Below are 22423 nucleotides of genomic sequence, written 5' to 3'. Positions count from 1 at the left end.
TTCAGCAGTAACTTGTTGACGGGTCTCCAAATCACTTTCTTGCGGAGGATTCCGCGATGCGCAGCTTCATCATTGCTCTGCTCTGTTTGCCTTACCTTGCCATCGCGCAGGATAGCGCGAACGTCACGCTCGTGAGTTCGATCCATCTGCCGCTCTATGTGAATGGCGTTTCGGTGCAAGGATCGTATGCCTATGTGGCCCAGGGCGCGAACGGGCTGCGAGTCATAGATATCTCAGACCTCGGCGCACCGCGATTGCGCGGGCTTTATAACACTCCAGCCAGCGCAAATACGATCAGAGTGCGAGATAACTTCGCATTCTTGGGCGACGGAACAACGCTGCGGGTGTACGACATCACCGACCCTGAACATGTTTTGGAAGTCGCGAGTCTCGCGACAGATCACCCGTTTGGCAACATGACCCTTGTCGGCGACTATCTCTATGCGGCTTTATACACCGATGGCATAGCCATCTTCGACATCTCCGATCCGCTGGCACCGACTGAAATCGGATTCTCCTCATCTGGCTACGAATGGGAGTACGCGCTCGACGTTGCTGTCGCGGGGAACTATGCTTACGTTGCCGATTGGGAGGGCGGGATCTTGCGCATTGTTGACGTGTCCGATCCAACTACTCCGGTAACGGTTGACACCATGCGATTTGTCGGCGGCACGACTGGCGTCGCGGTGGCTGGAGACTATGCCTATGTCGAGACGTGGCTCGATGGTCTGCATGTGCTCGATATCAGCGACCCCACCAACGCGGTGGAGGTCGCTTCTTTGGAATGGCTCATAGAAGAAGGCGTTGTGTTTCGCGGCATCGAGTTGTTTGGGGATCACGCCGTCGTGGACGTTGGTACGACGCTGCAAGTCTTAAATATCTCCGATCCTTTGCAGCCGGCGGAAGTCGGCTACTATCGCTGTGAAGGTGGCATTTCTGACGTGAGCATTCGAGACGGGCTGGTCTACTGTGCCGCGAGTCCATATTTCATCATCTTCGACGTGACCACCGCGCTTCCCGTTCACGATATTGATCCTTCTTTCATCTCCGCTTTTGCCCTCCACCCCATCTACCCCAATCCGTTCAACAACACGGCGAACATATCGTTTGATCTGCCGCGCGAGGTCACGGGACGGTTGGTGGTGTATGATGTGACGGGGCGTGCTGTCCGGGAGCTTTATCAGGGGAGATTGGCGGCGGGCGCGCACCAGATGCCGTTCATGGGGAACGGGCTGGCCAGCGGAACCTACCTCGTGCGGTTGGAGACGCCGACCCACAGTGCCACGCAGAAAGCCCTGCTGTTGAAATAGCCGCTCTCCGCTTCGCGCAGCTTTGAACTTGACTACTTTGCAAAGGAGCACAGCCATGCGCAGCATCATCGTCGCCTTCCTTTGTTGGCCTCTCGTAGCCTTGGCGCAGGACAGCCTGAATATCACGCGCGTCGCCGACGGCCTGTTTACCTGGAATCAGTCCGGTGACATCGTGATCGTGGACACGCTGGCCTATATTCCCACGGGGACCACGGGCCTACAGATTCTGAACATCGCGGACCTCACCGCGCCGCGCCTGATTGGCCGCCTGACGACCAACAGCAGTACGAACAATCTGGTGATTCGCGATCAATATGCCTACATCGCTGATGGACCGCGCGGTCTGCGCATTGCCGATGTCAGCGATCCGCGCGCGCCGTTCGTGGTGGCCGAGATTGATCCGAGCAACAGCTATTACAGCTATGTCGCGCTGTCCGGCAGCTATGCCTACCTGATCAATCGCGGCACGGGCGTGCATGTGTTGGACGTGTCTAATCCGTTTGAACCGATGCTCGTTTCGACCTTCGCGACCGAATCTACGGCCGGCGAGATGGTTATTGTGGACACGCTGGCCTATGTCGCCTGCGGCACCGGTCTGGAAATTCTCAGAATAAACACACCGGACAATCTTGTGCGGCTGTCGCGCCTTGATCTGGCGGGCGGCGTTCGTCTGGTTGTGCGGGAAAACCTGCTCTATATCGCGGGCACGGGCGGATTGCACGTGGTGGATGTCTTACAACCGGCGCTGCCCGTTCTGCTGGCGACGGTGCCCGACGTGTTTGACGCTCTGGACGTGACCTGCATCGCAGACCGCGTTTATCTGACCACCGCTTACGGTGGAGTGTATCAGTACGACGTGAGCGATCCTTTGCAGCCTGAGTTTGTCACGAACGTGACCTTGGCGAATCTGTGCAACATCGTTGCCAGCGTGGGCGACACACTGTTTGCCAGCGGCGTCTCCCGGGATTTCATGGCGATCAATCTGGCCGATCCGGACCAACCGCGCTTGATCGGCGAATTTCGCGCTCCCGAAGCTGTGCTGCGCCTCGCTCGCGCGGGCGACGTCCTGTATAGCGTGGGCAGCAACGATCGCCTGGATCTTGTGGACATAACGAACCCCGCCGCGCCGGTCGTGATCGAGGCCATGAATGCGTATGGCGCGCCGAACGCTGTTGCAGTCGCGGGCGACATTCTGCTGCTGAAAACATCGAGCAACTTTGTCGCGGCGGACATCTCGGATCCGCGCGAGCCGATACCGGTTGGCGGACTGTGGATGGATGGCTTCACGACGGACATGGTGATCCAGGGCGATTACGCCTATCTGGCGACCTTTGATTACTTCGGCACGGTGGACATCGCCGATCCGATGGATCCGATCTTCGTGGATTCGCAGCCTATCCACTGGTGCCAGGGCGTCGCGGCCAATACCACGCACGTTTATCTGGCCGAGCAGACCAGCATCCGCGTCTTCAGTCTAAACGAACCGGCTCATCCGCAGGAGATCGGTCTCTTCGAACCGGAGGGACCGATATTTGATGTTGCCCTCGCGGGAAACACCATGCTGGTCGCGGAAGCAAGCGGTATCATCTCCTTGAATGTCACCAACCCCGCCGCGCCGCAAGTGCTTGATACGTTTGTCACGGCATTCTCTCCGACGACGGTAACGGTGGATGGCCACCTTGCGCTGGTCGGCACGGGACCGGGCGGCCTGCTCGTGCTGGATATTTCCCAACCCACGGCGCTGCGCGAATTGGCCTTTTTTGACGGCGACCCCGAGACCGCGCACGCGCTTCGCTATGGCAACTTTGTGTTCTCCGCGGAAACCGAACAGTTAACGGTTTACGATATTTCCGCCGCGCTCAACACTCCCGAACAGCACGCGCCGTTCGCGTCGGCGTTCACGCTGAATGCCATCTACCCCAACCCGTTCAACAACACGGCAACGATCTCGTTTGATCTGCCCCGCGCAATGACGGGACGACTGGCGGTGTATGATGTTTTAGGCAGAGAAGTGGATGAAATTTTCAAAGGCAGATTCGGTGCGGGAACTCACTCGATGCAAATTAATGGCGCGAATCTCTCGAGCGGCACCTACTTCGTGCAGCTCGCCTCGCCGCAGTTCACTACGACACAGAAAGCGGTGTTGGTGAAATGACCAGTTGCCGGGCACCCGCGGCGGCTACCGCCGCAATTTGAACTAGTCCGCTATAGCGGCTCGGGCGACCGGGCCGCTCTTTTTTTGGTTTTGCTCGGGGATTCATTGACACGCGCTCACAATTCCCTTACATTGTGGCACTTTCAAACTCAAGGGGTAAGCACATGCGCGCGATGAAGACATTGTTGCTGTTAGTGTTAGTGGTTGTGGGTCAGGTTTATGCGGAGACGAACGCAAGCGAAATTGACTTTCATGCTGAGTCTCCGATCTACATTCAGCCGCTCTCGGAGCTGGAACAGCAGATTCAAGATCTGGAGCGGCGGCTCCAGAATGTCGGGCACTCAAATCCGCTCGATGACGCGAGCTACATGCAGTTGAAAGATCAATTGAACGCGCTCTACGAACAGCGTCCACGCGAACAGAATCCGCTTGACGATGGCTCGGATACCTGTCCCGCGACGGTTTTCCCGTCCGGCGCTGTTCCTTACACCGATTACGGCACCACCGTCGGCGCGGGCAATAACTTCAATTCGTTTGCGCCCTGTAGTGGGAATTCCGCTCCGGACAAGATCTACAGCTTTGTTCCGGTGCAGGGCGGCTACTACGCTTTCGACACTTTTGGGTCAAACTTCGATACGCAGTTGTATATCCGAACCGGCGGCGCTTGTCCGGGCAATACGGCAGTCGTTTGCAACGATGATTTCGGGGGTTCGCAATCGCGAGTGTCAGCCTTTCTGTTTCAAGGCCAGACCTACTATATCATCGTGGACGGCTTCAGCAATTATTCCGGCAATTTCGCGCTTCGTGTAAGCGGCGATTGTATCATCGGCAACCAACCGGACTGGCAGCAGGAGTGCGCCGAGGCGGTCGGCGATCCATCGCACGCGGTGTGGGACTGCAACGGCGGCTGCAACAATCAGTGGTACGGCGGTTTTCCGCAGTGGCAGCAGATGAACCTGTGTCAATTCCAGCGCGGCGAGTGCTTCACCTATCAGGACCCCAACAACATCAGTATCCGCGACATTGATAGCTATTTCTTTACGCTGACCGAGCCGTGCAGTCTTGCACTCTCGATGTTTTCGACATTTTCCTACAATGTCCAGATCAACGAATACGGCTTCTGCGTGCCGCAGAACTTTGTAACGCTCTTGAATATCCCGGCTTGTAATGGCGGTACATACATTACGCAGTGTCTACCAGCGGGAACCTATGCGTTCGAGATTTCGCCGAATTTCTATGAAGGCATGACGACTCCACAGCCGTACTTCTTCAAGGTGGATCCGATTCCCTGCTCCGGCTGCCGCATTGACGGCAGCTTCATTGCGCCGGCATCATTCCTCGCATCTGGCTGCGGAACAGGCTCGCACAATTCTCTCCGGCCCAGCGCGGATGCGACCTATTGCGTCGTGATTCCCTACGCGTCAGAGTGGACGTTCTCCTTGTGCGGATCTTCGACACAGTGGAACAGCTATCTCTATTTGACGTCCGAATGCAACGGCGGCATCATCGCGCAGAATGACAACGACTGTGCGGACGGGTTGCACGCGGTCATGAGCTGTGTTCTGCTGATGCCGGGAACCTACTATCTCACGATTGAGGGAGCCAACGCGGGAGACTGTGGGCAATTTTACATGAACGTTTCGGATTGCTCAGGCTCGTGTTGTTACGGCGACCCGTGGAACCCGTCGTGCGGCAATATGACACAGGGAGAATGCGCGGCATTAGGCGGGAATTTCACCTTAGGCGGTCAATGCACGCCGGGCTTATGTTATCCGCGGCCGGGCTGTGAAGAGCCTTCGGCGTTTTCACAACAGCCGCACGTGCCGGATGAAACATGGACAGCGATTGCTTCAGACGACTATGTCGGCTATGCATTGTGGGAAGATTACACCGCTACCGGCCCGATTACTTCCGTGCGCTTCTGGGGCTTGTACATAGATTTCAATAACGGCCTCGCCTGTTTCACGCAGCCGGAGGACTTCGAAATCACGTTTGTGGACAGTTCGAACGGTCCGCAGGTGCAGACTTACACTGTGCAAGCGGCGGGCATGGCGCTGTTGCAGAACTACGGCCCGAACTTCCCTGTCTATCAATATGACGTCGATTTGCCGACGATGTGCAGCATTTTGTCCGGCCGAGTGAGCGTGCGTGGCACATCGAACAATTCATGCGTCTTTGCATGGGTGACATCGCCGCAGGGCAATGGCTCGGTCGTGCTGCATAATCCGGGAGGTCCCGTTGCCTTGCCGAACGACATGGCCATCTGTTTAGAGCAAGGCTGTCCACCGCCGGACAGTGTGACGATCAACATTCACATCAACTACTTCACGTACTACATCAATTTCCGCTCGCTCGCGGATGGATTCCTGTGCGGCTACTATTCGGATTCGATCAACTCGGTCTATCCAACCAACTACCAGCAGGCCTTCGCGCCGATTTGGTATCCGGCGGGTTGGTATATCTGGCCCGACGTGAACCCGGCATCACCAAACCGTCGTTATCTTGTGACGTTGAATTGTGCTCCGCAACCGACGGGAGCAATATTGGAGCAAGGCCCGTTGCTGCCAGCTGAACGACCTGAGTAGCCAGTCATTCAAGAGTTTTCTTGAGCGGCCTGGGATACCGGGCCGCTTTTCATTGCTGCTATTCCAATCGAATTGTTGACAAAAATAGTAGTATTTGATTATCTTGTATTATCATCACCAAAAGGAGATAATATGAAGATGTTTGCCACTGTGTGGATGGTTCTGGTATGTGCGATGGCTGTGTTTGCTGCCGCGCCGAACGGTTCTAGTCTGGAGAAGAAGTCTTCTTTGACGGACCCGCGTATTGAAATTGCAGAACTTGAGCGGCTGATTGCGGCCACCAAGGAGTCCGGTTTTCCGGTGGATCCGTCGTGGACTGAGCGTTTGCTCGAGCTGCGCCCGCTGGCCAAGAATCACCCCGGAAATGTTCGATTTGATCTTCCGGCGGCGGACCTGACCGGAGGCTTCGCTCCGGGCGCTGTGATTCGCCCAACGGAGTTGACCCAGCTTGAGCAACAGATTCATGAGTTGGAGTCGCAGATTGACGGTGGTTTCAGCGCACAGGAGCCGGATGAAATCACGCGTTTCAATCTCAAAGACCGGTTGAACGAGCTGTATGCGCAACGGGAAGTGCGCGATCCTGCCAATCCGTTGGATCAGGGAAATGACGCTTGTCCGGCGACTGTGATCAGCGGATTGCCTTTCACGGACACGGGCACGACAACGGGACAGGCGGACAACTACAATCCGGCCCAATTGATAGGCGGGTGCTTCAATAACTTCGCTCCGGACGTCATCTATTCGTTTGTGGCGCCGTACACGCAGAGCTACACGATTTCAACAGACGGCAGCTCGTTTGACACGTATCTCTACATCCAAACCGGCGGCGCATGCCCGGGCACGACGACGGTGGAATGCGACGATGATGACGGTGTTGGCCTTCAGTCGCTGATTACGCGCGTTTTGAATGCGGGAGAAACGTACTACATCATCGTGGACGGTTACAGCAGCGCCAGCGGCAACTATGTGTTGAACGTGTTTGACAATTGCAATGTTGACTGCCAGCCGGGTGATATTCAGGAGTGCTTTGAAACTCGTGACAGCACCCATGCTCAGGTCAACTGCAACGGAGGCTGCGAAAACCCGATTTATGGTGGAGTTGAATCCTGGCAGGACATTCAGCCGTGCCAGACGGTTTGCGGCCGTTTCTTCACCTACATTGGTCCGAACGGAAGCAACTCCCGCGATGTGGACGTCTATCGTCTCACGCTGGCCGAGGCCTGCTCGCTTGCTTTCACGGTGAACTCGGAGGTTGGTTATCAGATTTATGTCTTGAGCGGAAGCTGCCCGTGGGATTTCTTGTGGAATTCGGCACCCTACGTTTACCCTTGTTCGACGGCGACCATCATTTCAACGTGCCTTCCAGCGGGAACATACTCTGTGGTTCTCGTACCGACCGCGTTCTCGGGAATCGATGATTTCCGTACGTACCGGATGCGCTTGGATTTGATTCCTTGCAGCGGATGTAGAATTGACGCGGCGTTTACGGCTCCGGCATCGGTGGCTTGGAACACGTGCGGCGCAGGTAACGACAACAGTTTGCGTCCGAGCGAAGATTACACGTATTGCGTAAACATTCCGTACGATGGTGATTGGACGTTCTCGACTTGCAACGACGACAGCATTTGGGACAGCTATATTTACCTCAGCACGGCATGCAACGGCGGCGTGATTGCGCTGGATGATGATGCCTGCGGCGGCATCGGCTTGTCCACGATCAACTGTGTGTCGCTGACCGCGGGGACGTATTACTTGACTGTTGAGGGCTGGTCATCCTTCGGGTGCGGGCCGTTTGTCTTGAATGTCTCGCAGTGTTTAGGCTCGTGCTGTTACGGTGATCCATTGAATCCCAGTTGTGATTACATCGGGCCGAACGCGTGCGCCAGTTTGGGCGGACAATGGACATCGCAAGAGCCGTGCTCGAGCGGTGCGTGCTTCACGCGGCCTGAGTGCAACGCGAATGCCTTGGAACTGTCACAGACTCCGGTCTTGCCGGACGAGGTTTTAGATGCGCCGTTCAGCGACGCGGAAGGCACCTACCGCGCGTGGGAGAGCTACTCGACGGTGACGTCGGAGATTGGCGCCGTGCGTTTCTGGGGTTTCTGGGCCGACGGGTGTTTGGAGTCGCCGGCTCCGATCCAACTTCAGTTCGTTGACAGCGTCACTAACACGTCGCAGACGTACAATTTGTCGCTGACAGAGACGGCAACGGGTCTGACGTACTTGGGATTCTACCCGCTTTATCAATACGACGCCGTATTGTTCCCGCCGTGCGAAATCACCACGGGCTGGTTGTCAGTCTATGGCAATAATCCGGCGGGCTGTTACTTTACGTGGTGCAACTCACCGTTCGGCGATGGCACGAGTGTGCAGACGGACAACGGCAATCCGGTTAATGTTTTCCCTGATCTGGCATTCTGCTTGAATGAAGCACCGTGCGACGTGGATAGTGTGACCTGGATCTGGAGTGCCCCAGGCATTGCCACCTTACGCTGGTATCAGAGTCAAGGCGGCGCTGTGACCATTTGGTTCACGACTGATCCGAATTTGGTCTATCCTGCCGGATGGGCTTCGGCAACATTTGGTTACGCTGCCGGGAACAATTCGATTGGCACGAATGCCGACTTAGCAGACAATGTCCGCGTTATCCTCACACTGAATTGCACGCCTGCTGCGGCCGCTGCCGCTGCTGCGCCGCCAGCAGTGTTGGACTTGCGGGACGCGCAAAAGTAGTTTTCGCGTCGCATCGTGATAGGCGGCCCGGGCAACCGGGCCGCTTTTGTTTGTACACCACTCAAATAGTTGACAAAGATAGTCAGATTATATTAAGTTGTGGAATACCCAATCCCATGGAGAAGAGATGAAGAGATTGTCGATACTGATTGTTGTTCTGTGTTGTGCATTCTATGCTATTGCAGCTAATCCGAGTGCATCGTTGTTGTCGAATGTGAAATCACCAGCGACTGAACTTGCTGAACTTGAGGACATGATTGCCAAGGCAAAAGCCTCAGAGCAGACACCTGATCCCGCTTGGACCACTCGCATTCGAGAGCTGGTTCCACTGGTAAGGGGTCACGCCAGCAAGGTGCCAGCGGGCCTCGAGGCTTTTCAAGTAGAAAGAGGCTTCGCAGCGGGTGCGGTGATTCGTCCAACGGAGTTGACCCCGCTCGAGCAGCAGATTCGTGCTCTCGAATTTGAGCTTTCCGGAGGTCTGTCGTTCCAGGGTGTTGACCCAGTCACCTTTGCGAGCTTGAAAGAGCAGTTGAACGCGCTCTATGCGCAGCGACCGGCAAACCGCGAGCGCAATCCGCTTGATCAGGGCAGTTCCGTTTGTCCGGGTGTGGTTGTGCCCGAAGTCCCTTGGGGGGACACCGGCACGACGGTCGGCATGGGCAACGACTTCAATCCGATTGCGCCCTGCGCAGTTGAGTGCTTCCAATGATGTGATTTATGAGTTCACACCGCTGTCCACTCAGACGTACAGCATAAGCCTCGCCGCTTCGTCCTACGACACGTATCTTTACGTGAACACCGATGGCGGTTGTCCGGGTACGACTCAGGTGGCATGCAACGATGACTTCTTTGGCTTGCAGTCTTATGTTGAAGTAGTTCTCAACGCCGGACAAACTTATTACATCATTGTAGACGGATATAGCACGGGCAGGGAAGGGGACTACGTTTTGTTCATCGACGACCTCTGTGAAATCCCCATCCCTTTCTGTGATATCTTCGAGTGCTTTGAGAACCCCATCCCGGGATTCGAAACAGTCGACTGCAATGGTTCTTGTCAGAACGTCGAGTTTGGCGGCAGCGAATCATGGCAGGAGATCACGCCGTTCCAAACCATTTGTGGTCTTGGGTTCACCTACTTGACCGTCGCAGGCAACCCCTTTCGGGACGTGGACACCTATCGTTTTACAGTTACAGAGCCGTGTTCGCTTGCGCTCACGATCAACGCTGAATTTGCGTCACAGATGATTGTGATTCAAGGCTCTTGCCCCTACGTGTTCGCGTCCAATTTCTTCACTTGGACGTATGCGTGCTCGACAGTGACATTCGTGACGGATTGTATCCAGCCAGGCACATACGCCCTAGCCGTTCTTCCTGCCAGTCAAACGGGTTATAGCGAGCCGCGCAACTATCGCGCGCGTGTTGATCTAATCCCGTGCAGCGGCTGTCAGGTTGACGAGTATCTGCAAGCACCCGGCACGGGCGCGTGGAATACATGTGGCGCTGGAAACGACAATGATCTGCGTCCGAGCGAAGAGTACACTTTTGCCGTAAACATCCCCTATGACGGCAACTGGACGTTCTCGACGTGCGACGACGACAGTATCTGGGACGAAGTGTTGTATCTCACCAGCCCCTGTTACGGCCCGATTTATGGTGCTGATGACGATGGTTGCGGCGGAGTCGGCTTGTCCGTGATTAGCTGCGTGCCTCTCACGGCAGGCACTTACTACTTGACGGTGGAAGGATACTTCGAGGACGATTGCGGCCCGTTTGCCCTGAGCGTCTTTGAGTGTTTGGGTTCCTGCTGTTACGGAGATCCTCTATTTCCTGCTTGCGACTATATCTCACAAAGCGATTGTAATGCATTAGGCGGAGCATGGACAGCTCAGGAGCCGTGTTCGACCGGTGCGTGCTACGTACGCCCTGACTGCGGCAACGGTGAGGTGATCTTCAGCCAGTTGCCCATTGTTCCGGGCGAAACGTTTGGTTCATCCCAATCGGATTCAGAGGGGGGATTCCGGGTTTACGAGGACTATTCGGTATCTTCGGCTATCGGCTCCATTCGGTTCTGGGGTGTTTTCGCTTTCCAAGAATGCGATACAGTCCCTCATGGTTTCGAGATTACGTTCATTGACAGCGTGAACAACCAAACGCAGACTTACAATGTCACATTGACAGCGAACGAGCTCCCGTTGGTTTATTTCGGCGTGTATCAATTATTGGAGTACACGGCCGAACTGAATCCGCCTTGTACTATCACCGATGGTTGGTTAAGCATTGCGGAAACATCTTCGCCGACTTGTTACTTCAACTGGTTCAACACTGTGCTCGGCAATGGGCAATTAGGATACACAATTCTTCAGAACGAAAGCCAATACGAGATCGTTCAGTTACCTGTGGAAATGGCTTTCTGTTTGAGCGCCGGGTGTGTTGCGCCCGACAGTGTAACGATCAAATTGTTTCCAGACGTTCCGGATGCTTACACTCTAAGCTGGTGGCAACCAGCGGGAGTAGTGCGTGCGTGGTGGTCAACAGATCCGACCGCGGTGTTCCCGGCGACTTACACGGAGTTGTTTAACTTCTATGTCCCGGAAGGATCGTACAGCAACTCGTTCTTTGCACCGGATCCGTCGGCAGAGGTGATCTACGTTTTGACCTTGGACTGTGGCGTTCCGACATCAGCGGCCGGAGTTCCCACGAATCCAGTGTTTATGAAGCTGGAAGATATCAAGTAGTCAGTTTCGAGATTTGCTGATTAGGCGGCCCGGGCAACCGGGCCGCTTTTGTTTTGGTAGCGAGGCTATTTGTTGTTTCATGAGGGTAAATAGACTATATTGGTAGTATTCAACGTATAAGGAGAACACGATGAAGAGATTATTGATTTTTTTGGGTTTGGCCTGTTGGTCGGCGCTGTTTGCCGGCAGCCAGCAAGTTGTGTCGTCCGCCGGTCTTAGTTCGGCAGCGGTTGAAATTGCTGAGATTGAGGCCCGAATGCTGGCCACACGCGAGGCTGGTTTTCCCGTTGACCCTGCCTGGCAGGCGCGGCTGGAAGAGCTGCTACCCTTGGTGCGAGGGCATGCCGCGAATGTGCGAGTTTCTCTGCCTTCCCTTCCGGCTGACAACGGATTTGCCGTTGGCGCGGTGATTCGCCCGCAGGCGTTATCGCCGCTGGAGCAGCAGATTCGTGATTTGGAGTTTCAAATGGACGGCGGTTACGGATCGCTTGAGCCGGATGAAAGCATGATGCTGAGTCTGAAGGATCAGCTGGCCGGACTCTATGCGCAGCGGACGGAAAATCGCGAACGTAATCCGTTGGATCAGGGCGCGGATGTCTGTCCGGCCACGGTGGTTGCCGGTTTGCCCTACACGGATATCGGCACGACGGTAGGTCGGGCCAACAACTATACGGAACTGGATGTCAACTGCCCGAACTCCAGTAACGCACCGGACGTGATCTATCAATTCACTCCGCCCGCGACGCAGAGCTACACGATCAACACCGAAGGCGGCAGCTACGACACGTACCTGTATGTCAACACGAGCGGCGCGTGTCCGGGAACGGCGCATGTGGCCTGTGATGACGACGGGGGCTCGGGCACGCTGTCTTCGATCACGGTAACGCTCAACGCCGGGCAAGTCTACTACATCGTCGTGGACGGCTTCAGCACTGCGTCGGGCGCGTACACGCTGAATGTTTTTGACAATTGCGCGGTCCCCTGCGAGCCGGGCGACGTCTTGCAATGCGCGAATGAGTTCCGTGACGACCGGGACCGTACGGAAGATTGCAACGGCGCCTGCAACAACCAGAGTCCGATCCAACCGTGGCAGATGATCAGTCCGTATCAGACGATCTGCGGCAAGATCTTCACGTACGTGGACACGTTCGGGTCCAGCCGCCGTGACACGGATTTCTACGGATTCACGCTGACGGAAGCCTGCTCGCTGCGCATCAGACTCCGCAGCGAAACCGCGACGACGATTCTGGTTGGCAGCGGCGCGAACACATGTCCGTTCTCTACTTACTTCGTGCAATCTTTCAGCTACCCGTGTTCGACGGTGACGTTCATTACGCAGTGTTTTGCGCCGGGCAACTATACGTTGTGGGTTGGCACGACCGGGTTTACGGGCGTGAATGAGATGCGGGATTATCGCGTATCTCTGGAGCTGATTCCCTGCAACGGCTGCCGGATTGACGCGGCGATCAACGCGCCGGGTTCGGGCGCCTGGCATAGCTGCGTGACGGGCAACGATTGCAACCTGCGCGATTCGCAGGATTACACGTACTGGGTGAATATTCCCTACGCGGGGAATTGGACTTTCAGCATGTGCAACGACGACAGCGTGTGGGACAGCTACCTGTATTTATCATCGGCCTGCTGCGGCGGGGTCATCGCCGAAGCTGACGCGGGCTGCGGCGGCTTTGAACTTTCGACGATTGACTGCGTCCCGTTGCAACCTGGCGGCTACTATGTCACGATCGAGGGTTGGAGCACCGGGGACTGCGGACCGTTTCAGTTAAACGTCTTCGAGTGTTTAGGCTCGTGCTGTTACGGCGATCCGATCAATCCCTCCTGTGAGTACGTTGGTCCTGACGCATGTCTCGCGTTAGGGGGCGTGTTCAGCTACATGGAGCCGTGTTCCTCGGGCGCGTGTTTTGTCCGTCCGACCTGCAATGAAGACGAGCTGACAATATTCACGCAGCAACCGAAGCTGCCGGATGAATCACCGTTTGTTCCGTTCAGCGACGTCGGAAATGGTTTTCAGGTGTATGACGATTACACTGTGCCGGGCGAGATCGGCTCGGTGCGCTTCTGGGGCGCCTGGGGTGGTCTGTGTGTTGAAACCCCCTCGCCATTTGAGCTATCGTTTGTGGACAGCGTGACCAACGTAACGCAGAGTTACGATGTTGAGTTGACGCCGACGGCGACGGGATTGACCTACTTTGGCATTTATCCGATGTATCAATACGACGCTGAGTTGTTCCCGCCGTGCACCATCACGTCGGGCTGGTTCTCTGCGCGGGGAAGCAATCCAGCGGGATGCGGATTCGCCTGGATGGCGTCCGCCGACGGCAATGGCCAAGCGATCCAGCGGCTCAACGGCAGCTTATACCAGGAGATTGCGGGCGATCAGGCCTTCTGTCTCGGGTTCAGTTGCGTGCCACTGGACAGCGTGACGATACTTTGGCAATCCGCGGACTTATACGTTTTGAATTGGTGGCAGACGCAGTCCGGCTTCGTGAACTTGTACACGGCGACGAGTCCGAATGCGGTCTATCCCGCGGACTATACATTTTACGGATCGCTGTTTGCCGTACCGGGCCACCAGAGCGGCACGTTCTTCACGGCCCAGCCGTATCTGAATGCCGTATTGACGGTGTCTTGCTCGGGTCCGGCATTGCATGAGCCGAATCCGGCAATGGATGGAGTTTTCCGTAAGCTGGACATCTTGAAGTAGTTCACGATATCCCGTCCGGCAGGTTAGCAAGGAAAAGGCGGCTCGAGTGATCGGGCCGCTTTTGTTTGCGGCAATGATCGCCGAACGGGGGCGGGAAAGTGGTTCGTTGGAGCCATGCAGAATTGTTGAAAATCTGTCGAGAAAAGTTGACAACGCCTGTAATATTACCGACTTTGTGCTGTTACGTTAACAACTCAGGAAAGCGAGACGGAGTCGATGAAGGTATTTGTGTTAGTTCTTGTTATGACTGCCGTTGTGGTGGCAGGGTCGACAGCGAAAGTGGCACCGCTCAATTCGTTGAACGAGTTGGCTGCACAGTTGCAGGCGAAGAAAGCCTCATCAAGTGTCGCGCCGACGGTTGGCGAGCGAGAATTAGAGACCCATTCGAGTGAGGCGACCAAGAAGACTTTGCATGCGATCGAAGTAGATGGCTTCGGTCAATCGACGATAATCCGCTCCAATGAACTGTCGCCCCTCGAGGCACAGATTTCGGAACTTCAACGTCAGGCATTCGGTAACGGCTCGCCTCAGACCATTGACGAAGTGAGCTTCGCGAATTTGAAAGAGCAGCTCAACGAGTTGTATGCGCTTCGTCCCGAGAATCAAGAGCGCAATCCACTGGATCAAGGTGAAGACGATTGCCCGGGATTGGTCATTACGGAAATTCCGTTCTATGATACCGGATCGACTGTCGGACTTGCGAATGATTTCAGTCCAATCAGTCCGTGCAACTCGACGAACGCTCCGGATGTTGTTTACGAGTTTACGCCGACCGTGAGCGATTTTTACAATATTTCGCTGATGGGATCGTCGTATGATACCTATCTGTATGTGCATACATTAGGCGCATGTCCCGGTCTTTTTTCTGTTGGATGTAACGACGACAGTAGTCCGAGCTTTCAATCGTACTTGTCGCTGTTTTTGACGGCTGGACAGGTTTACTATATTATCGTGGACGGGTACAACAACAACGCGGGCAGCTATGTTTTGAATATCACGGGAAATTGCGGTATTGAGTGCCAGCCGGGTGATGTTTCTGAATGCGGGTTTGAGGAAGTAGGTGGCGACCCTGTTTACGATTGTAACTACTTTTGTAACGGGTACAATGACGTTCAAAGTATCAATCTTTTTCAAACGGTTTGCGGCCGCACCTGGGCCGCGAACGGGCACCATGACGAGGATTGGTACTATTTCCAGATTTTTGAGCCTTGCTCACTGGATATCACGCTGAGAACCGAGGTGCCGCTGCGGCTTCAGCTCAACAGTTATCCTTCTTTTGATTGCAACTTCACGACTTACTTCAACCAGTTTCTGGCCTTTCCCTGTTCGACGGTGACGTACAGAGTTCCATGTGTTCAACCGGGGGAATATACTCTACTTCTTGCCACTGACGCGCTTAATATTGCCAGTGATTTCCGCGAATACCGTGTGCGTGTTGACGCTTTGCCTTGCAGCGGGTGCAGAATTGATGCATTCTTGCAAGCGCCGGGCACGATTGCGGGAAATACTTGCGGCGCAGGCAACCACAACAGTCTTGCTGCCAGCGAAGACTTGACGTACATGGTGAACATTCCCTTCGCTTCTGACTGGACGTTTTCGATGTGCAATGGCGACAGTATATGGGACAGCCATATTTATTTGTCCACGTTCTGCAACAGTAGTGTACTGGCGGACAATGATGACGGCTGCGGCGGTGTTGGATTGTCGAAGATCAGTTGCGTGGAGCTGATGCCCGGCACTTACTATTTGACGGTTGAACACTATTCGGAAGGCTGTGGCCCATTTGTCTTAGACGTGAGCACCTGCACCGGGCGCTGCTGTTATGGTGACTTGTATGACAGCCCCAGCTGTCTTTTCACCAGCCTGACCATTTGCAATGACTTCGGCGGTGTTTTCACCGAAGGGCCGAGTTGTGATATTCCTTGTCCAGTGCGCCCACAGTGCCCGGAGAATGGCGTGGTCAGCCAGCCTCCGATGATGCCGACAGAACCCGGAACGGGTCATGTGTCGCACGTTGATTACGGGGTTGTTCACTTCGACAATTATGCATCCGCAACTGCGATTTCTTCAGCGCGCTTCTGGGGGTTTCCGGTCGTTTGCAACGGCGCACCGGAGACGTTTCGTATAGAATTCACCGATGGCGCGAATACGTGCCAGTACGATGTCACGGCGACGGGCTTGCAATTGCCGGAAGTTTACTTTGACGCCTTTCACCTGTCGCAGTACGATGTTGTGCTTGATCCGCCGTGCGGCATCCCGAGCGGCAACGTGAGCATTGCGAAATTGGGAGACGCGGGTTGTCAGTGGTATTGGTCAACCTCCATTGCCGGAGACAACATCCATCCTTCCGGGATTGCCGAAGAATTGGCGTTTTGTCTGGGAAGTCCGTGTCTTCCGGCGGACAGCGTGACCATCAAGTGGGCCCCAGCGGACAATATCGTCCTGAATTGGTGGCAGCCGCGCGCGGGGAATGTTCACGTCTGGCTGACGACCAATCAGAATGCAGTATTTCCATCAGGCTATTTGGACTATGCTCAGGTTTATTGCGTACCGGGCCACAATTCCGAGATGCTCTTTGGTCCGTTCCCGTCGTATGTCAACGCAGTGCTGGTTGTGGATTGCGGTTTTGTGCCCCCGGTGTCGGCACCAGTCTCTGATCCGGCGAAATTGTTGAACGAAGAGAAGCATTAGGTCTGACGAAATCTGATTGGCTTTTAGCGGCCCGGGCAACCGGGCCGTTTTTTTTGTGTCACCATCTTGCGATGCGCGGACCGGCCGGGATGCGGTCATCCTGCGCATCGTGATTGACGAAGAAGTACCGCAGGGCATCGAGGGAGTGGTCGCTGTCGCCATCCTTCAGCGGTTCATCGCGGGCGGCATTCCAGCGATAGCGATGGAGGTCGAGGATGAGCTTCTGGCAGCGTGGCGAGATGAAGAGGGAAACGCGCCCCGTGGCATCGCGCAGCGCGGCTTTGACGCGCTCGACTCCGGGGAGAATGCGCGACGGCCGATAGCGCAATTTTATTCCCTGGCGCGCGAGATAGTCCACGGGAGATATTCCGCTGTCTTGGGCATGCGCGCCGGCGGGATCGCAGGCCGTCCAGCGGAAAGCGGACTCGGAGAGGCCGAACAAGATATCGGTTCGAGTGAGAGCGGCGTGCATGGCTTCGGTGGTGGCATCTTTGCCATGCCATTCAGCGAAGGCGACGAACTCTCCGGCAGGGAGTTTTTGCAGCCACAAGACGAACGGTTTGCGATAGCCGAAATCAATCGTGCGATAGAGTTCCCACTCGGGCCGCGGATGAAACTCTTCCGTGAGGATGTGCACGGCCGGATCGAATTCGGAATAGACCAAATCCTCGATAGGCGCGAACGAGATTTCCTGTTCGCGCTGCCATTGCGATACGGACAGCCCCTGCGACGCGCGGGCTTGCCAGGCGGAGTTGCGTTCGGGGTGTTGGGAGTAGTGGATGCGGTGGATGTGGAAGCCGCCCGGCTCCGGCTCCTCCTCCGTGAACGGAGGAAGCGAGTCGGAGCCGGGCGATCCTCCACTGCGTTCTGGATGACGAGTTGAACTCGACTGGGCGAGTTTTGCAAAAAGGTTGTGCGCGCCGCCGGAGGATGAGACGCCAACGAAGGAACCGCCGCTCTCGATGGCAGGTTGCAGGGCCGTCCAGATTTGCTGATCAAACGGCGTGAAGGCCATCTCATCCCAGAAGACGGCGGCGGGAGAGTACATTCGGGGTCCGTCGGGTGTCGCGGGCAGGCTAAGCAATCGCGTATGCAGACCGTCGAAGGCCAACTCGGATTTATTGTCCACAGCGAAAGTCGGGCGCATGTACGGAGGCAGATGTTCGAGGATGAAGCGAACGCGATCGAGCAGCTCTTCGGCGCAGCGTTCGTTACGCGAGAGGAAGAGATAGTCGCCGGGCCGTTGGAACAGGGCGCGCCAGAGATAGAGTGCCACCATGCTCCATGTGACCATCATCTGCCGCGACTTGGGGACGAGCAGATACTGCCGACGCTGGGCGTCTTCAATCACGGCGCGCAGGTAATCGTAGCTCGGATAGGCGCGGGCGCCATGCCGCGGATCCTGCGTTTTGACATGCGTGGTGAGAAAATACCACGGTGAGCGGCAGCAGCGGGCGAGTTCGGAGAATTCGGCGTGAGTCATGATTGAATCTCGCGATCTTCGGGGGCGTCGTTGGCCTGCCGCAGAATCAGCAGAGCCTGCTCGACGGTGAGGGCTTCGGCGGGCGATTGACCGGCGGCGAGATCGAGGTAGAGTTTGACGGCGGGAATGCTCGAGCTTGAGCGGGCGAGTTCGAGGAGGTTTTCGAGCACCGATTGTTTGGCTTCTTCGCTAAAGACGTTCATCTCACTCCACGACGCTGGATCGCATCAGATGCGGAGTGACGAACGGGGCAAGGATGTTCCAGGCTTGGGCTTCCCACTTTTCGGCGAGCGTCATCCATTCGCGGGCGCGCGAATTGGCGTCGGTGCCGGTGCTGCGGGTGAGGACCAGCGCGCTCATGCAGCGGGCAACATGGGCGAGTGTAAGATAGCACGCGCCGGTCTTAAGGCCCTGATCTGTGGAGCTTGCCGAATATCCCGGGCGCAAGCCGCGCACGATAATGTCCTGTACTTCGATGATCGCCTGATCAATGAGCACATCTTCGGCGGAGCCCTGCGAGACGAAATAGTCTACATAGACGTTAGCACCTTCGGGGATGGCGCCGCCGGCCACGCGCCGAATCGTTCCGGCCGCGAAGTCCAGCGTGTAGTCGGTGGTGATCTCAAATTGGGTGTAGTAGCTGTACCAGACGTAGACGGGTGAGAAGTTGGGGATGGCGCCAGAGGCGCGCCGCGTTATCGATCCGGCGGTGTGGTCCACCTGATAGTCCGTCTCTTCGGTGAAGACGGTCGTCAAGGCGCGGTCCGCGGCAATGACAACGGTACCGGGCACGATCTGTTTGAAGGCCAGCCCGACAGGTTCTTCGTTACTGACCACCAAAGCGCTTTCGAGATATGGCACGTCGGAAGCCAAGAGTCTGACGGCTTCGGAATTGGCCACCAAATTGGCATGTTCGAGTGGCACGGGTCCGAGCGAAGTGATGGTCACGCGCGTGTTTTCAATTTTCAGCGCCGGGATATTGGCGGCGACCAGATGCTTGCGGACCGTTGGTAAATCAATGAAGGGCATGTCGGCTCCTTAGTTGCGGTTCAGCGCGAAGACCAGCGTGACCTGCAGGGTGGAATTGAAGGGAACGGACGCGATTTGCAAGTTGCTCGACACACCGTTGACGCGTGTTTTGAGGGTGAAGGTCGCGCCGACGTTTTGGCAATAGAGACTGAAGCGATCGTTGGCGGCGAATTGCACGTTGGTGGAATCGGTGCGGATGGTGGATCCGTCGAAGACGATGATCTTGATCAGCGTGCCGGCGTAGGGGATCGGCATGCCGTCACCGGCGATACCTCCGGCGGTGGGCAGGTGAATGGATGCGGTCGTCACGGTGCCGCTGAAGTGGAGCATCTGGAGCGGTTGGCTGGCGAGCGCGTAGGCAAGTGTGGCTTTGCACATGTGTGGGGAGGGGAATTGGAGTGAAGGTTGGGGGATGGACGCGTTGCCGTCCCGCTTCCCCCCGGGACGACCCGGGGGGAGGGAGCGGGCGGCGCGGCGACTTAGTAGTCGCTCATAGCGATACCTTCGTCCACCATGACGGTATAGACGGATTCTTTCGACACGACGGCGGATTCGAGCTTGTGCGTGATGATTTTTTCAGCTTCGATCAGCAGCGGCTGCGCGACCGATTCGCGAATGGCGAAGCGATGGTCGAGGGCCGCGAGTTTCGTGGCGGTGGCGCCTTCGACGGCGACGAGACGCGTGTTAAGCGGCAGGAAGGTGCGATAATCGCCGGTGCTCTGGAACGCACCGCCCTGAAACGCCTGCGCGTCCTGCAGTTCGTTGATCTTGAGCACGGCTTCGATGTCGGACTTGGCACCGAGCAGGTGCGTCATGCGCGCGGGTCCGTCGAACGACATGGCGAGATGCACGAGGTCGGTGTAGGCAAAGGTTCCAGCGGATCCGTTGAAGACGTTGGCCGGGGCGGGTGAAGTACCGTCGCCGTTGATGACGATGTTGTAGATTTCGGCGATCTCATCGTTGGCGAGCTGTGCGCCGATCCACCACAGGAAGACGCGGAACTCGGCGAGCTTTTGATTCTTCAGCATGCGATAGCTGAAGTCAAACTGGCGTCCGCGATCCACCATTCCGGCTTCTTTCTGGCGATAGGCGAGCTTGACGACGGGGTAGGCTGCGGAGTCGTTGCGGCGCTGCGATTTCTTGGCGAAGTCCGTCTTGATATAGAGCGGGGTGACGGTGGGTCCGCGTTCGGGCACGATGGCGGCGACGAGCTCTTCGGGGTCTTGGACGAGCTTATAGCCCCGGCGGATTTCGCGCGAGACGTATTCGGGTGCGAGGATCATGCCGGGTCCGGAGAGGAACTGTTCGAGCGTGGTGGCATTGCGTCCGGCGATGGCGATATCGGCGAGGAAGAGCTGGCGTTCGAATGCATCGAGCGGCGCGTCGAGTGACCCGTCGGGCTTGCGCGGCGACGGATCGAGCTCTTCGAGCATTTCGGTGAAGGTAAGGCCGCGCTCTTGCGCTTCGGAATAGAGCGACAAGTTGCCGCTGCGGGAGTGCTCCTGAATTTTGTCACGGAGCGTATAGGCTTGGGAGAAGTCGAGAGTCATGTTGGGGATGATGAGTGGTGAGTGATGAAGGATGGATGCGGAGGGACCCGGCCGCCCCGGAAAGCCTCGAGCGAAGTGGACCTAAGCGTCGAGGAGGACGTCGCAGGTGGTGTTGGTGGTGTCCACGGCGATGACAAGGCCGCGATGAGCGGTGCCGCCGGCGGGAACATCGGTCGCGGTCAAGGCTTTGCGCACTTTGCCGGTGCCGTCGCACTCGACTTTGTTGCCGACGGACGGCGCGGTGCCGGAATAGAGGAAGCGCGCCACGCCGGTGACTTGCACGGTGGACAAGGCGGGCACGGCGGTACCGCTGGCGAGCTCGTCAGAGACGGAGATCACTTTGCCGATTAGGCGCGAACCGGCCGAGCCCATGCCGACTTTGTTATTGTCAGCCATTGCGGCAGCGGTAAGGTTGTTGTCAATGTCGGTCCACGTGAAGTCTTTGTTGGCAGTGGTATCTACTTCGAAGGTTAGGAGCAGGTTGGCACCGGCTCCCTCGTTGTTGACTTTGTAGGTTGAAGACATGTGTTGTGTGCTGTTTGGTGGATGATGCGGGGCACTCGCAGCGGTGCCGCCGCGTGGAATGCGGATTCCGGCGGGGAGTCGCGCGGACGCGTTTCATCCCCGCTCGGAGAAGAGATTATTTGTGAGTGCTTCCCCCCAATATTCCCCCCGCGCGTTCGCGGGGGGAGATCAGAGTGTGATCGCTCCTATGGGGAAATTGGCCGTGCGCGAGAGACTCGGAGCCTCCTTGTCGTGACAAGGACATGCGGGTGCCGACGCGAGATGTCCGCGGGGGATGGCCGGGGCGTTGGGTTTGAGCGAAACTCTGCGGGGGGGATCAGGCGGGGTTGCCGAGGCCTGTGCGGAGCAACAGGTCTTGCGGCAGGCGGGACGATGAGGAGGGTTTAGCGCTCCGCGCGATCGGGGCGAGTTGAAAGACGCGGTTGAAGTGGAGGGATGCTTGGCGGCGGGCGGACAAGAGCTGTTCGCCACTGAGGGTGAAGGCCAGTTCCGGATCGGGGCAGGTGGGGATCGGTCCGGCCAAATCTACCTTAGCGCGCAGTTCGCGGCGGAGCTCGTCCTCGTATAGGGCGATGAGTGCGGACTGGGCATCGGCTTCGATGGCGGCGATATTCAGTTGTTGCCCAAGGGTATCGAGATCGAGGTTGGTGGGGTCGGCCAGGAGGGATTGGGCCGTAATGAGGGGATGCGAGGAAGGCTTAGACATAGAATAGGGTCTCCGTTGTGGACAGGCATAATGTACGATAAAAGAGACCGGATGTCAAGCATTTTCTGCATAAATACCACAAGTGATTGTTTTCAACAGAGTTCCATGGCCCATTTGTTCAAAAAAGTTGTGATACTTTCTTAATAAAAGATTTGAAATATTAGATTTGCAGTTTATTGAAGTTACGATTCTGGAGGCA

The 22423-nt window shown here is 56.5% G+C and carries 15 protein-coding genes; 8 read left to right on the top strand and 7 right to left on the bottom strand.

What is annotated here, in order from left to right:
• The first annotated feature begins 56 nt into the window (after window positions 1-56).
• The 8 genes from IPH10_14030 to IPH10_13995 all read left to right on the top strand — a co-directional run bounded on the left by IPH10_14030 (window position 57) and on the right by IPH10_13995 (window position 16931).
• Window positions 57-1310 carry a T9SS type A sorting domain-containing protein gene (locus tag IPH10_14030; GenBank protein ID MBK6912026.1) on the top strand — a complete coding sequence of 418 codons (1254 nt, stop codon included), beginning with the start codon at window positions 57-59 and terminating at the stop codon, window positions 1308-1310.
• A gap of 55 nt (window positions 1311-1365) precedes the next feature.
• Window positions 1366-3465 (top strand): T9SS type A sorting domain-containing protein, encoded by a 2100-nt coding sequence (locus tag IPH10_14025; protein ID MBK6912025.1) that lies wholly within the window; start codon window positions 1366-1368, stop codon window positions 3463-3465.
• A gap of 173 nt (window positions 3466-3638) precedes the next feature.
• Window positions 3639-6050 carry a hypothetical protein gene (locus IPH10_14020; protein ID MBK6912024.1) on the top strand — a complete coding sequence of 804 codons (2412 nt, stop codon included), beginning with the start codon at window positions 3639-3641 and terminating at the stop codon, window positions 6048-6050.
• Window positions 6051-6182: 132 nt separating this feature from the next.
• Window positions 6183-8783, top strand: a complete 2601-nt coding sequence (locus tag IPH10_14015; protein ID MBK6912023.1) for a PPC domain-containing protein — start codon at window positions 6183-6185, stop codon at window positions 8781-8783.
• A 127-nt stretch (window positions 8784-8910) separates the two neighbouring features.
• Window positions 8911-9492: a hypothetical protein gene (locus tag IPH10_14010; protein MBK6912022.1), complete on the top strand. Its 582-nt coding sequence runs from the start codon at window positions 8911-8913 to the stop codon at window positions 9490-9492.
• Window positions 9476-11518 (top strand): hypothetical protein, encoded by a 2043-nt coding sequence (locus IPH10_14005; GenBank protein ID MBK6912021.1) that lies wholly within the window; start codon window positions 9476-9478, stop codon window positions 11516-11518. The genes IPH10_14010 and IPH10_14005 overlap by 17 nt, the downstream gene beginning before the upstream one ends.
• Before the next feature lie 130 nt (window positions 11519-11648).
• A complete protein-coding gene (locus IPH10_14000) occupies window positions 11649-14240 on the top strand; it encodes a PPC domain-containing protein (protein MBK6912020.1) in 2592 nt (863 codons plus the stop codon).
• A 279-nt stretch (window positions 14241-14519) separates the two neighbouring features.
• Entirely contained in the window at window positions 14520-16931 is a 2412-nt protein-coding gene (locus IPH10_13995; protein MBK6912019.1) for a hypothetical protein, read from the top strand.
• A gap of 58 nt (window positions 16932-16989) precedes the next feature.
• Here the strand turns inward: IPH10_13995 and IPH10_13990 are convergent, their stop codons facing one another.
• The 7 genes from IPH10_13990 to IPH10_13960 all read right to left on the bottom strand — a co-directional run bounded on the left by IPH10_13990 (window position 16990) and on the right by IPH10_13960 (window position 22224).
• Window positions 16990-18414, bottom strand: coding sequence for a hypothetical protein (locus tag IPH10_13990; protein MBK6912018.1), 1425 nt, complete (start codon window positions 18412-18414; stop codon window positions 16990-16992).
• Window positions 18411-18617 (bottom strand): hypothetical protein, encoded by a 207-nt coding sequence (locus IPH10_13985; protein MBK6912017.1) that lies wholly within the window; start codon window positions 18615-18617, stop codon window positions 18411-18413. Before IPH10_13985 ends, IPH10_13990 begins: the two co-directional genes overlap by 4 nt.
• Before the next feature lies 1 nt (window position 18618).
• On the bottom strand, window positions 18619-19443 hold the full coding sequence (locus tag IPH10_13980) for a hypothetical protein (protein ID MBK6912016.1): 825 nt from the start codon (window positions 19441-19443) through the stop codon (window positions 18619-18621).
• 9 nt (window positions 19444-19452) lie between these two features.
• Complete coding sequence (locus IPH10_13975) at window positions 19453-19821, bottom strand: hypothetical protein (protein MBK6912015.1); 369 nt, start codon at window positions 19819-19821, stop codon at window positions 19453-19455.
• A 101-nt stretch (window positions 19822-19922) separates the two neighbouring features.
• A complete protein-coding gene (locus tag IPH10_13970) occupies window positions 19923-20993 on the bottom strand; it encodes a hypothetical protein (protein MBK6912014.1) in 1071 nt (356 codons plus the stop codon).
• An 81-nt stretch (window positions 20994-21074) separates the two neighbouring features.
• Complete coding sequence (locus IPH10_13965) at window positions 21075-21518, bottom strand: hypothetical protein (protein MBK6912013.1); 444 nt, start codon at window positions 21516-21518, stop codon at window positions 21075-21077.
• A gap of 316 nt (window positions 21519-21834) precedes the next feature.
• Complete coding sequence (locus IPH10_13960) at window positions 21835-22224, bottom strand: hypothetical protein (protein ID MBK6912012.1); 390 nt, start codon at window positions 22222-22224, stop codon at window positions 21835-21837.
• Window positions 22225-22423 lie beyond the last annotated feature (199 nt).

It is taken from the genome of bacterium (genome assembly GCA_016702305.1).
Classification (GTDB): Bacteria; Electryoneota; RPQS01; order RPQS01; family RPQS01; genus JABWCQ01.
The sequence above is the reverse complement of the archived record's forward strand: the minus strand, read 5'-3'. Positions and strand labels throughout refer to the sequence as shown.